At 67.3% G+C, this 15,293-nt stretch carries 1 protein-coding gene (cut by a window edge); it reads left to right on the top strand.

From position 1 onward, the window contains the following. Window positions 1-15,293 carry the end of a DnaJ domain-containing protein gene (locus ACWEV3_RS23395; protein ID WP_452615956.1) on the top strand. It extends 18,631 nt beyond the left edge of the window, so the window shows 15,293 of its 33,924 coding nt (coding positions 18,632-33,924); its start codon lies off the left edge, out of view; the stop codon is at window positions 15,291-15,293.

Genomic DNA, 15,293 nt, shown 5'->3' with positions numbered 1-15,293 from the left:
TCTACGACGTCGGCGAGATATCGGTCGGCGCCGGTATCTCCACGGGCGGGGCGTACGGCAGCAGCCATGCGCAGGACCTGGACCGCGCGGAGAGTGCCGAGACCACCCGTTCCTACACCGGTTCGGTGACCCGCTACTACACCCGCTACGACTTGCAGGTCCGCAAGCCCGGGCATTCTCCGCTCAAGTTCGCCGGAGCCGTGAACGGCATCCACTTGGCGGAGCAGGCGGACGCGGAACGTGCCGGTATCAGCGCCGTCGCGGCGGGGAAGGCACCCGGACGCCAAGAGCTGGCCGACACCGCGGCCCGCGCGGCGTTGCAGCTCGACGAGGCCGCTGGACTGCTGAGCAAGATCATGCGGGATTCCACGGCCAAAATGCTCGAACACTACCGATCGAAGGGGGTGCGGACCACCAAGTTCGGCACCGAACTCGACGACCCCGACCTGGCCGACGGCATCACCCCGAAGGACGAGCGGAAACTGGGCAGGGTCGAGAAGATCCGCGGCGAGATCACCGCCGAGCACCTGGCCCGCCACGCATCGGACATCCTGGCCGACCGCCGCCCGCTGGTGCTGGACCTCGAACCGGAACCCGGGTTGGCCCACGACTACCACGCCTCGCTCAAGTTGCAGGCAAGCCTGGAAGGCGACCTGGAACCCCTGGACGACCTTGCCGGCGGCCCCAACACGGCCGAGGAGCTCTCGGAGGTGACGAGCGGCAGCTACACCAAGGGCCGGAACTGGATGCTCTCCGGCGGCATCATCGCCCGCGTGTACATGTCGATGTTGGGGGCGATGCTGACCGTCAACCTCCCGAAGATCTCCTACCACCGCTCGAAGACGTCCGGAATGGCGCAGGAAACGAAGATTTCCAGCGGCGGCGGCGTGCGCGGTTCGGAACTCGACGAGTCCGGCAACGTGCGCCCCGAACCGTTGCGGCGGTACCGGGCGCGAGTCAAGCTCAGCGTTTCCGGAAACCACTGGTCCCGGCACACCGCGCTGATCCGAGGCATCTCGCTCGGCCTCCCCGGGAAGAAAACCCCGCAGCTGAACCCGCTGACGATCGTGGACCCCTCGGCCGCCGAGCAGGGCCGCGAACCGGGCACGGTCATCGTCGACGTAGTACTCGAACTACCCGCCTCGTACCGTGTTCCGCGCGCCGACGTGGCACCGGTCAACCACGCGCAGCTCAACGACATTTCGATCAACTGGAGCAGGGAACTCCGTCGCGGCGCGTCCCGAAAGCTCGACGGGTTGCAGATCGTGTCGTTCCACGGGCTGGAGCACGTGCGCAACAAGCTGCGTTCGCTGCTGGTGCATGCCTCGAACGACCCGATCTACCAGTTCGAGGACGGCGACACCTCGGGCCTGCGCGACCAGAAGCTCTCGTTGCAGGGCAACGAGTTCCTGCTGCACTGGAGCCGCAGGCGGACGGACGCGGAGGCCAAGGCCGCGGTGTCCTTCATGCTGCGCGACCCGGAGGTGCTCGAGACCGTCTGGCAGCCATCGAACCGGTCGGCGGCCGGCGGCAGCACCACCAGCAGCGAACAAGGCGGCACCTGGACCGCGAAAACCCAGATCGAACCATTCATCGGCCCGACCAGCGAGACCTCGGACGACATCCCCGGCACGATCACCCAGGGCATGGGGCTGATCCTGCACGAGGTGAGTCCGTGGTTGGTCAGCTTCGGCCGCGAGAAAGGCCACCGCACCACCGTTTCCCACGGGCGCTCGGTGTCCGGGGAGCCCCGCCGCATGCACCGGATCATCGCCACCGCGGAGGCCACGATGGCGGTCGAGACGGTGGACTGGAGCAACCTGGACCGCTGGAAGCTGTTCAAGCCGAAGGTCGGCGAGGTCACCGCGCGCTCGGCCATGTCCGTTGCGCTGGCGCCCATCATGGCGCTGTTCAAGCCGAAGACGGGCCGGGCCGCCGAGCGCTTCGAACTGCCGCGCGCCGTGGAGGCCTGGGTCGACGACGAGCAACTGCACGAGATCCGGATCAGGCAGGCCGAGGAGGACGCGCGGCGCGCCGGGCAGGAACCGCCGGCGCCACGGGAACCGGACGCGCCGACCGACGCCGACGGGCTCAGCCCCGTGCCGGAGGGGCACGACATCGGCGCCCCGAAGTGGGCCGACGGCGTCACCGAGCCGATCGACCTCTCCGAAACCATCGACAGGCTGCGCGAGGGCCTGGTGCAGCGTCTCGGCCAGGAGCGGGCCGACCTGTTGTTGCCTTCCTTCTCGTTGGCGACCGAGCACGACAACCCCAGCGAGGCCAAGCGGTACCTGTCGCATGTCCAGGCATCCCTGGGCGATCTCGCCAACGGCGGCACCGGCACTCCGCTGCGGTTGCAGGACCGGATCACCGGTGAGACCTACGAGCTGCGGGTGGACGCCGAGCTGCTGAGCACGCCGACGCCGGCCGGGATCAAGCACGGCGGGCTGACCAGGGCCACCAAGGCGACCTTCCAGGAGAGCTCCAGCCGCAAGTTCACCAGGACGCTGGCCGAGTTCTTCACCGTCCTGCTGCCCGCCGGGACGTTCCAGAACGAGTCCGCCGCGGCGGATGCCGCGGCGAAGCCCGGCGACCACGGCGCGGCGTACGCGAACCTCGGCTTCGGGCTCGGGCACGTGGTCGAATGGCTCAAGCAGGTCCGGGGGACCAGGAGCGTTCGCTCCACCGAGCTCGTGCACACCGAGACGGTGACGGACGCCGCGCTGGCCGAGCACCGCGCGGACGTGTTGTTCGACGTGCGCATCGAGCGCCACGGCGAGCGCATCGCGGCGGCACCTGTCTGGCGCACCGTCACCGCGCACACCCCGATCGAGGACACCGCGGTTTCCGATGCCGGGGAGAAGTCCCGCGGGGGCAACGTCGTCCGGCGCTCCGCCGAGGACGCCGACGAGCAGCGCCTCGCGGAGTGGCGCGCCGCCGACACCCCGGCGGCGCTGCCGGACGACCCGAACCAGTTCCGGGTGATGGACTTCAAGGGCGACGTCGCGGACCTGGTCCGCGCGGCGGAGCAGGCCATCGAAGCGGCGGGCGGCAAGGTGGACTCGCACACCCGCAGGATGCTGCGTGCCGAACTCACCCCGAGCCGCGTGAGCGCGATCCAGAGCATGTACGGCACCGAGGCGGCGCAGCTGGAGCTGCCGCCGGGTCTCGGGCTGAAACTGGGCGTGTACCCGAAGCTGCCCGGTCATGGCGAGCTCAGGGGCGTCAGCGACCGCATCCGCATCGTCGGCGCCAAGACGTCGCACGGCACGTCGGAGACGGAGGCCGGCTCGAGCAACTCGACCATGCTGGCGGCGGTCCCGTTGGTCGCGGCGGGCGTGCCCCAGCACCCGGACTCGGCCAACTACCCCGACCGGAAGCCGTTCGGCTCGATGAGCGGCTGGGCGCTGATGATGGAGCCGCTCGGCGCCAGGCAAACCGGGCACGAGCACCGAGACGTCGACGAGACCGGTGGCAGCGAGCTGCCCAAGGCCGGTGACAAGCCCGCCACGGACGGGATCACCAGCGCCTGGTTGCACGGCGCCGGTTTCCGGTTCGTCGTCGAGCCGACGTCCAGGGTCGGCTTGCGGCGCACCGCCGTCGTGGACGTCGACTTCGCGCAGGGTTACGAGGTCCGTCGTGCGGACCGCAACGATCTGCTGTCCGAGCCGCTGGTCAAGGCGGCCAAGGAGCTCGCCGCGCGGGACGCGGAGTGGACGGCGGCCCACGGCCGGTGGCGCGCCGCCAACCCGTTCGGGCTGGACGATCCGGACGGTGACCTGGGCGCCCAGGTGGACGCCGAGTCCGTCTTCCGGGATGCCGCCGAAGCCGAGCAGGCCGCCGCGGCGGCGTTCTGGCGGGCGAAGCAGGTCTACGAGCAGGAACTGGCGCACGCCCGGCAGGACCCGGGCCTCGGCGGCGTGGAACCCGACGTGCGCGTGGTGTTCCCCGTCGGCGCGGACCGGCTCCCGTTGGGGGAGCGCGGCAAGCTGTACCCGCTGGTGCGGCAGGTGTTGGCCGCGCACGAGTCCGGTGCGCGACCGACCGTGCGGTACCGGGTTCACGGTGATGTCGAATCGTCGCGTGCGGCGGTCGATTTCTCCGCCACCGCAAAGGAATTGGACCGCCTGCTCAAGCTGGCGCAGTCGGCGACGCCGAGCGCTGAGCGGCTCGGCCGCAGCGACCTCGGCTTCGACGTGGCGCCGCACTTCGTGCGCTCCGAGGGGCCGACGGAGGTGGAGGTGTGGCTCGAAACGCCGGACCGCGCCTCCGCCGGGGAGTTCCGGGATCGCTACCCGCAGCTGTGGGGCGTGAACGCGGAGAACTACCGGCAAAACCGGCCGGGGCACACGGAGAACTGCGGACTGGCGTTGATCGCGGCCGCGCAGACCCGCTCCGGCGGGGTCACGGTCGCGGCCGACGCCGGCGGTCCGGTCACCGTGGCGTCGTTGCAGGAGGAGTTCGGCGGGCAGGCCGTCGTGGCGACCCGCGACCAGGTCGAGGCGCACATGGGCGCGCAGCCGGGTGCCTGGGGCGCGGCGTTCCTCCGCGGCCCGCGCGGCATGGTGCACGGCGTGCTCGTGGAGACCGGCGCGGACGGCCGTGTCAGGTACCCGGACGTGCACCAAGGCGAGATGGCCGAACCCGGACCGGACGACGTGGTGGGCTTCCTGCCGCTGACCGAGACCGGAGCGACGCCGTTGCCCGGTACGGAGCTGGACCCGAACCTCCTGGTCGGGATGCCGAATCGGGATTCCGGTGGTGGTGGGCGCAATCCGCGTCGGACCGGTGGTGGTGCTCCGAGGCCGTTGCAGCGCGAGGATGCGGGCTTGGCGTCCGATCGCCAGGGTGAGCCCACGGCACAGGATTTCGATGGTCGGGGCAATCGGCGCCGGACGGGTGGTGCTCCAAGGGCGTCGTTGCAGCGGGAGGACGAGGGTCTGCCATCCGATCGTCCGGGCGAGTCCGACGCAGGGGATTCCGGCCGCAGTGGTCCGTTGGTGCGGCGCTGGGACGAGGGCTTGCCGGGGCACGACTCGGCGCCGGTCGAGCGGGTCGCGGACCGGACCTTCGCCGAACCCTTCGCGGGCGTCCGCGAAGGCGTCGTCGACGGCGCCTTCATCGGCGCCTTCACCGGCAAGATCTACGGCGTGGTCACGACCCGTGCGGAGGGCACCAGGTCCGTAGCGGGACGTATCTCGGTCGACGACGCCATCATCCACGGCACCATGATCGGCCGCTTCAAGGGCCTGGCGGTCGGCACCGTCCACGGCACCATCCGCAACGACATCGCCCAACCCGCGTCGGGCGATCCCGATCCGGCGATCCGGTTCGGTTTCGACCAACAGGGCGCACCCGTCGTCTTCGACGCCCGCGACGTCGACGCCGAGGTGATGCGCACCGACGAGGACCGGGCGCCCGTCGTCAACCTCAGGCCGCAGGAGTCCGATGCCGTCCGCGAATGGGCGGCCGGGTTCGGGCGCATGCGCGACGTCCTGCGCTCCCTCCCGGGCGAGACCACGTTGCGCGCGCCCTCGGTGCTGTTCCGCCCCGGGAGCTACGTCCAGGCACCCTGGCGCGATCCCGGCTGGCTCTTCGTCGAATCGGACGGCGAAACCTTCTCCGTGCCGCTGCGCCGAGGCAAGCAGTCCGAAACCGTCGTGGTCGCGGGTGACGAATTCTGGCACGTCACCGAGAACCGGGGCTGGTTCGAGAGCCACGGTGACCCCGGGATCGTCCTGGTCCACGACCGCGACGAGAACTCCCCGGGACTCGGGCTCTTCGCCCGAACCGGTCACGAGAACGGCGGCGACGCCACCGTTTTCGGCCCACGGGGTCCGTACGGGCTCCTTCCCGCGAACCGGGAGGACCCGTCCGCGATCTGCGTCGGCGAAAACCAGGGCTGGGAAAGCCATCGCATCGGGGGACGGCGAGTCGTCCACGACGAAACCCGTTTCTCGGCGGAGGAAGTCGCCCAGATCCGCGCGATCGAACAAGAACTGACCGGTGCGGAGCAGGCGGGGCCTGCACCGGGATCATCGCTCGCGCACCTGTTCCCCGGGACGCGGAGCGCGGACGGCGAGCTGCACAGCGGGCACCGGCTGGACGACGGCCAGCCGTTCGAGTTCCGCAGCCGCGATGTCGACCGCCTGCTCGTGGTGAACGTGCAGCGACAAGCACGGGTCCTCAGCTTCGGCACCCAGCCCACGTCGCACGAGGAGCTGAACAGGTGGGCGGCAGGCATGGAGCGGGTGCAGCACGTGATGCGCACGATGCCCCACGAGACCATCCCGCATGCCGCCCTCCACCCGGGGCGGACGAACGGGAACGTGCCGGCGCCCTGGACCGTTGATCCGGTCTGGCTCGCCATCGGCATCCATGGCGACCGCTTCCACCTCCGGGTGGAGCGAGGCAAAGATCTCGTCGACGTCTCCGTCTCCGGCGACACCTACTACCGGATCCTCCGCGAGATGCCCGAATACCGGTCGCTGCGCGCCTACAACACCAACTCCGACATCGTCCTGCTCACCGACGACGTCGAGCAGGACGCCACCGATCAGCTCGCCACAGCGGCTCACCAGAACAACGATCCCGTCGTCATCCACGTCGGAGGCGGCACGACGCTGGCCGTTGCGCCGGACCGCTCGCCGAATCCCGGCCGGTCCGCGATCACGGTCAGCCACAACGGCGGCTGGTTCAGCTTCCAGCCGGACGGCACCATCTCCAGCTACACCTACACCCGGTTCGCGCCGGAGGAGATCCAGCAGCTCAGCACGTTGGCTTTGAACGACGTGGAGCCGCTTCCGCTTTACGTGCGCCCGGTGGACCCACCCGCGTACGCCGACCCCCGCCCGGCGGACCCACCCGCATACGCCGAGGTTGCCGGGGCGTGGCCGTCGCTGCCCCTGGGGTCGGTGATCACCGCCGCTTCCTTCCCCGACGAGGCGAGCGCTGCCGCGGCCTACCGGCATCGTTACCCGGCATTGCGAGGGGTGAACGAGAACGGCTACGCGCGGGGTGCGTTCGGACGAACCCGGAACTGCGCGCTGGTGTTGATCGCGGCCGAGCGGACCCTCACCGGGGCCACCGGAGGCGTGACGGTCGTTGCCGACCCCGGCGGTCCGATGAAGGTCAGCTCGTTGGAGGAAGCTCTCGATGCCACTGCGGTGGAAGCGACGTACGACCAGGTCTTGACGCATACGCGCGACCAGCCGGAGGGTTCCTTCGGGGTCGTGGTTCTGAAGGGGAACCGGTTCGTGGCGCACGGCGTGCTGGTCGAGAGCCGCGGAACCGAAGCCCCGGTGTTCGTGGACCCGCACCGCGAGACGATCGCGGACGTCGACCCGGACGAGGTCCGCGGGTACATCCCGCTCCTCAACACCGGCACGGCGCCGCTCGGCGGAACTCAATTGGACCGGAGGCTCTTGATCGGGGCACCGGCCGGGGGAGTCGACCTCCGATCTTTGTCCAAGCAACCGTCGTCCGGGCGCTCGGCGAATCCCCACCGGACCGTGCCGATGCGGACCGGTTTCGTGGATCCCGATGCCAGGGTGCGGGTGCGGGACAGGAGGACGGGCCAGGAGATCAAGGTCCGGATGGGCGACCTCGCGTACCAGCGGATGCGGGGTACCGGCCACGGTGTGTCGTTCACGCGCGAGAACAAGTACGACTTGAGCGGCGACCACCTCCGGACCATCAAGACGATGCCCGGGGAAAAGCCCGCGGAAGCGGCACAACACCCCAACCGTCCCGGAACCACGACCGAGCAGAACACCTTCCACGTCGACATCGATCACGACGTGAAGAGCTACGTCATGACGTTGCATAAGGACGGTCGTTCGGTGAACGTCGACGACAAGGCCCTCAGCGCCATCCTGATGAACCTCAGGGATGTCCAAGACCTCGCGGCCAGTGATCCGGACCTCAAGATCCGGTTGCTGACCTCGGACAACTTGGACCTGGGGAGCACTGCCAAGAGGCTGGCGAAATCGGGGTTCACCGGTACGGTCGAAGGAACCAACGGCAAGGTGTCCCAGCTGCCGGACGGCCGCTTCGGCGTTTCCGACAACAAGGGCTGGATCGAATACCGCAACGGCGAGAAGCGCCGAACCGGCAAGTACTCGCCGGAAAACCTCGCCAACATCAGGTTCTTCGAGCGCTTTCTCCCGGACGCCTCGTACATCCTGGACGCCGACGAGCCACTCGTCGGAAGAAGGTCCTCGGATGGCAAGGAGTTCACCTTCTACGCGCACGAGGTGGTGGCCCGCAAGCTCACCAGCGACAGCACCGGGTGGGAACGGGTCAACGGCGTGACGCTGTCCCCGCCCGAAGCGCGGCGGTTCGACGAGGAGCTCGCCGGCGAGCTCGACGGCATGTCTTCCGTGGCGCGAACCAGGTTGAATGAAGACAACGTGGGGATTTTCCTCGGCAACGGTGGAAGCTTTGCCAAGCTGGCAGACAGCGATCCGTTGAAACGGCTCGCGCCGAGTCCGTTCGCGCCGAGCACCACCACGCTCACCCACCCCGACACCGGTGCTCAGGTCCAGGTGGAGGTGGGACCGAACATCTTCGCCGGACACGGCGAAAAGGAGCACGCTTATCTCCACATCAACCGCGACGGCGAGGACATCGAGCTGGAGGTATCCGGGTCAACGCTGACCAAGGTGCAGTTCCAGCGGGAAGAGTTCCACCGCATGCACGCGGCGAACCCGAACGGCCGCATGCTGTTCATGTTCTGCCACGCCGCCGAGGGCACGGAAGCCGGTTTCGCGAACCGCCAACCCGAGCAAGCCGCGACACTGCTGCGGGACTCGGTCGCAACGGCCCGTGAGCTCGGCTTCAAGAACATCTACGACGCCGGCCGAGCTGTCGTGGCGGCGACCAACCCGGTCACCGCATCGAACAACGCGGGCTGGGCCAGCAGCTACCTCGTCAAGGACGGCCGCGACTACATCAAGGTGCACAGGAGAACCCAGTACAGCGCAGCTGAACTCAGCAACCTTCCCGCGTACACGCCGAACTCGAACACCGGATCCAGCTCCGCGCAGCGGCACGGCGGACCGACGCCGGAAAGCACCGACCCGAGCCTTTACCAGCGCGGACCGGCGAATCCCCGTCGGACCGTGCCGGTGCTGGCCGATTTCCTGAACCCCAATCTCACGGTGGCGGCGTACGACGGAAATCAGAAGGTCAGGATCGGGATGGCCGAACTCGCGTACCACCGGATGCGCGGAGACGGGGTCGGCATAGCGTTCACCCGCGACAACAAGTACGTCCTGAGCGGCGACTACCTCCACACCATCAAGACGATGCCCGGCGAAACACCCGCCAGTGCCGCACAGCACCCCAACCGCCCCGGAGCCGATGCCGGGGAATCCAGAGGCGTCTTCCACGTCGACAACGACATCGACAGCTCTGGGCGGTACTACGCCATGCCGTTGCGAGACGGCCGTTCGGTGAACATCGACGGCACGGGCCTCGGCAAGATCCTGATGAACCTCAGAGGGATCGGCGATCTCTCCTACAACGATCCCGACCTCAAGATCCGGTTGCTGACTCCGCACAGCAGGCAACTGGAGCGCGTTGTCCAGCAGATGGCGAAGTCGGGGTTCGGGGACGTGGTCGAAGGACCCCAGGGCGAGGTGTCCCAGCTTCCGGACGGCCGCTTCGGCGTTTCCGACAACAAGGGCTGGATCGAGGACCCCTCCAAGCTCTCGCACCAGGTCACCGGCAAGTACTCGCCGGGCACCGCCGCCAACATCGAGTTCTTCGAGCGCTTCCTCCCGAACGCCTCGTACATCCTGGACGCCGACGAGCCATTGGTCGGAACCCTGGATGGGTCGGAGTTCGAGTTCTACGCCCACGAAGTGGAGGCGTACGAACTCACCAGCAGCAGCACCGGATGGGAGCGGGTCAACGGCCTGACGCTGGTCCCCGAAAGGCGGCAGGTCGACCAGCGTTTCGCCGCCAGGCTCGACTACGCGTACCACGTGTTGCGAACCAGGCCGAACGAAGACAATTTGGATGCTTTCGGAGGCACCGACAGGAACTTCAGCCAGCTGTACGCGCACGATCCGTTGAAGCGGCTGGCGATCAGTCCGTTCGTACCCGTCCTCACCACTCTCACCCATCCGGATACAGGTGCTCAGGTCCAGGCGACAGCAGGTCCGAACCTCTTCACCGCACACGGCCTCAAGAACGGGAAGAGCGCCAAACTCAATATCAACCGCGGCGGCAGGACCTACAAGTTGCACGTGTCCGGGGCGACCTTGACCAAGATGCAGTTCCAGCGCGAAGAATTCCACCGCATGCACGCGGCGAACCCGAACGGCCGCATGCTGTTCATGTTCTGCTACGCCGCCAAGGACATGCAGTCCGGCTTCGCCGACGGCAAACCCGACGAAGCCGCGACGCTGCTGCGGGACTCGGTGGCGACCGCCCGCGAACTCGGCTTCGACAACCCCTACATCGCCAGCCGGGACATGGTGGCGGTGAACCAGATTCCGCTCGCCTCGAACAACGCGGGCTGGCTCACCAGCTCCCTCGCCGAGGACGGCAGTGAACACATCAAGGTCCACGAGGAAACCCGTTACAGCGCAGAAGAACTAGCGAAGTACCCCAAGTTCGTACCGAAGCCGAATTCCGGCCCCATCAGCACAGCCCGGGGCGGGTCCGTACCGGTGTCATGGGAGTTCGTGGACCCCGATGTCACGGTGCAGGCATGGGATGACAAGGGCCGGAAGACCAGAGTCCGGTTGGCCGACCTCGAGATCCACCAGATGCGGGGCTACGGACTCGGTGTGTCGTTCACGCGCGACAACAAGCTCAATGTGGGCGATAGTGATGACCAAACTGTTCCGACGATGCCCGGCGAAACGGCTGCCGAGGCCGCAAAGCACCCCAACCGACCCAAAATAGCGCCCGGACGAACCAAGAACGTCTTCAACATCGATATCGAAATCGACGGAAAGAAGTACGTCACGCCGTTGCGGGACGGCAGTGACGTTCGCGTCGACGACGAAGGCATCGCGACCATCCTGATGAACTCCGAGGAGTTCCGGTCTTTCGCCGGTCTAGGTGAGCATTACAAAGTCCGGATGTGGACCTCGCGCAACGTGCTGTTGGAGCGCACCATCGGGAAGTTGGCGGGACTGGGATTCAAGAACTCGCTCGAAGGAACCCTGGGCGAGGTGTCCCAGTTGCCGGACGGCCGCTTCGGCGTGTCCGACAACCAGGGCTGGACCGAATACGATCACGGCGGAAACAGGCAGGTCCACAACAGGTATTCGCCGGGCAACATCGCCAACATCGAGTTCTTCGAGCGTTTCCTCCCGAATGCCTCCTACATCCCGGACGCCGACCAGCCGTTGACCGGAATCGACCTGGACAGCGGCGCGGAGGTCAAGTTCTACGCGCACGAGGTGCAGGTGGACGAGTTCACCACCAAGCGCACGGGATGGAAGCGGGTCAACGGCCTGACGCTGGCCAACGAAAACCGGGCCAGCGACCAAGAGTTCGCCGACGAGCTCGACATCACGAAAGCCGTGGTGCGAACCAGGCCGAACGAGAGCGGCGAGCAAGCGTACGCCGACAGCGGGGAGAACTTCGGCAAGCTGCACGGCAAGGATCCGTTGAAGCGGCTCACGCCCAGTCCGTTCGCGCCGGTCACCACCACGCTCACCCACCCCGACACGGGCGCCCAGGTCCAGGTGAAGGCGGGCCCGAATCTCTTCGCCGGACACGGCCACAAGGAGTACGCCGAGCTCAAGATCAACCGCAGCGGCAAGACCATCAAGCTTGGAGTGTCCGGGTCAACGCTGACCAAGGTGCAGTTCCAGCGGGAAGAGTTCCACCGCATGCACGCGGCGAACCCGAGCGGTCGCATGCTGTTCATGTTCTGCCACGCCGCTGGGGGCACGGAGACCGGTTTCGCGAACCGCCAACCCAAGCAAGCCGCGACGCTGCTGCGGGACTCGGTGGCGACAGCCCGCGAATTCGGCTTCGAGAACGTCTACTACGCCGGCCGGGATGACGTGGGGGTGGCTCAAATGGCCACCGTCTTCAACAACGCAGGTTGGGCCAGCAGCTACCCAGGCGAGGACGGCGATGAACGCATCAAGGTGCACCCGGAAACCCGGTACAGCGAGAAAGAACTCAAGAAGACCCCCAAGTTCAAACCACGCCTGCTCTCCCGTCTCATCGGCTTCACCAGGCACGGCTCCGCCCACCGGACCGTGCCGGTGCGCTCCGATTTCCTGGACCCCGGTCTCAAGGTGCGGGCGTGGGACGGGGACCGGGAAACCACCATCCGGATAACCGACCTCGCGTACGCGATGATGCAGCAGAAACGCGGGGTGTCGTTCACCCGCGCCAACAAGTTCGACTTGACCGGCGACTACCGTCGGACCATCAAGACGATGCCCGGCGAAACGCTCGCCGAAGCGGCACGACACCCCAAGCGCCCCGCTCCGACGACCGAGCAGACCAAGGACCTTTTCCACGTCGACATCGACAGCGCCGGGCCGGGCCGGAAGTACGCGATGCCGTTGCGGGATGGTCGTGACGTGCGCATCGGCAGCGATGGCCTCGCCGCCATCCTGATGAACTTCGGCGAGTTCCGAGTTCTCTTCCGTGTCCCTGGCGTCAAGGTCCGGTTGCTGACTTCGCACAACGCGGAGCTGAACGCCACTGCCAAGCAGCTGGCGGACTCGGGCTTCAAGGGCTCGGTCGAAGGAACCGAGGGTGAGGTGTCCCAGTTGCCGGACGGCCGCTTCGGCGTGTCCGACAACCAGGGCTGGACCGAGTACGACCGCAGCGGAAAGAGGCAGGTCAACAACAAGTTCTCACCTGGCAACATCGCCAACATCAAGTTCTTCGAGCGCTTCCTCCCGAACGCCTCGCACATCCTGGACGCCGACCAGCCGTTGACCACGCGCTTCCGCGACGAGGTCGGGTTTCGCGAGATTAAGTTCTACGCGGACGAGGTGGATCTCAAGCTCACCACCAGCACGAGCACCGGATGGGAACGGGTCAACGGCCTGACGCTGGTTCGCGGCCAGGGGCCGGCCGACGAGTTGGTCGCCGAGAATCTCGACAGCATGGATTCCGTGGCGCGAACCAGGCCAATGGAAGACGGCGTGGACGCTCTCCGCAACGAAGACGGAATCGGCTCCGTGGATCTGCACGACAGCGATCCGCTGAACCGGCTGGCGCCCAGTCCGTTCGCGCCGGTCATCACCACTCTCACCCATCCCGACACCGGTGCTCAGGTCCAGGTGAAGGTAGGCCCGAACTACTTCACCGGACACGGCTACAAGCACAGCGCCAAGCTCTACATCGGCGGCCTCGAGCTGGCGGTGTCCGGGGAGACTCTGGCCAAGTGGCTGTTCCAGCGGGAAGAGTTCCACCGCATGCACGCGGCGAACCCGAACGGCGGCATGCTGTTCCTGTTCTGCCACGCCGCCACGGACACGAAAACCGGCTTCGCGGACAGCCAGCCCAAGCAAGCCGCGACGCTGCTGCGGGACTTTGTGGCAACGACCCGTGAACTCGGCTTCGACAACGTCGTCTACGCCGGCCGGGATGGCGTGGCAGCGAAGGTCCCGGTCATCGCCTCGAACAACGCGGGCTGGGCCAGCAGCTACCCCGACGAGGAAGGCCGTGAACGCATCAAGGTGCACGGGGAAACCCAGTACAGCCCGAAAGAACTCAAGAAGCTCCCCAAGCTCAAACCGGGCTTGCTTTCCCGCCTCATCGGCTCTACCCGCCGCGGCTCGACGAATCCCGGCCGGATCGTGCCGGTGCGCTCCGATTTCCTGGACGATTTCCTGGACCCCGATGTCACGGTGCGGGCGTGGGACGGTGACCGGGAGACCACCGTCCGGATGACCGACCTCGCGTACGCGATGATGCGGGGAGACGGGCACGGGGTGTCGTTCACCCGCGCCAACAAGTACGACCTGACCGGCGACTACCGCCGGACCATTGCGACGATGCCCGGCGAAACGCCGGCCGAAGCGGCACGCCACCCCAAGCGCCCCGATCCGACGACCGAGCAGACCGAAGACGTCTTCCACGTCGACATCGACAGCGCCGGGCCGAGGCTGAAGTACGCGATGCCGTTGCGGGACGGTCGTGACGTGCGCATCGGCAGCGATGGCCTCACCGCCATCCTGATGAACCTCGGGAAGTTCCGATATCTCGTCCGTGCCCCTGGAGTCAAGGTCCGGTTGCTGACCTCGCGCAACGCGGAGCTGAACGCCACTGCCAAGCAGCTGGCGGACTCGCGCTTCTTGGGCTCGGTCGAAGGAACCGAGGGCGAGGTGTCCCAGCTGCCGGACGGCCGCTTCGGCGCGTCCGACAACCAGGGCTGGACCGAACACACCAATCGCTGGACGAGCCAGGTCAACAACAAGTACTCGCCTGGCAACATCGCCAACATCGAGTTCTTCGAGCGCTTCCTCCCGAACGCCTCGCACATCCTGGACGCCGACCAGCGATTGACCGGAATCGACCAGGCCAATGGCAAGGAGGTCGAGTTCTACGCACGCGAAGTGGAGGCGTTCGAGCTCACCAGCACCAGCACCGGATGGGCACGGGTCAACGGCCTGGCGCTGGATCTCGGCCAGCAGCTGCCCGACAAGTTGCTCGCCAAGGAACTCGACAGCATGGGCTCCGTGGGGCGAACCAGGCCGATGGAAGACGGCCCGACGGCCCTCCGCCACGAAGACGTGCACCGCCGGGATCCGTTGAAACGGCTGGCGCCCAGTCCGTTCGCGCCGGTCACCACCACTCTCACCCACCCCGACACGGGCGCTCAGGTCCGGGTGAAGGCGGGCCCGAACCTCTTCGCCGGACACGGGAACAAGAAGACCGCCGCGCTCCGCCTGAAACGCGGCATCAAGCTGTCGGTGTCCGGGGCGACCCTGACCAAGGTGCTGTTCCAGCGGGAAGAGTTCCACCGCATGCATGCGGCGAACCCGAAGGGCCGCCTGCTGTTCATGTTCTGCCGGGCCGCCGAGGGCACGGAGACCGGTTTCGCGGACCGCCAGCCCAAGCAAGCCGCGACGCTGCTGCGGGACTCGGTGGCAACAGCTCGCGAGCTTGGCTTCAAGAACATCTACGACGCCGGCCGGGATGACGTGTTCACGACCATTCCGGTCACCGCTTCGAACAACGCGGGCTGGGCCAGCAGCTACCCCGACGAGGAAGGCCGTGAACGCATCAAGGTGCACGGGGAAACCCAGTACAGCCCGAAAGAACTCAAGAAACTCCCCAAGCTCAAACCGCGCTAG

This window comes from Saccharopolyspora sp. NPDC003752, assembly GCF_053605825.1.
Note: the sequence above shows the minus strand (reverse complement) of the source record. Positions and strands in the feature narration are given on the sequence as shown.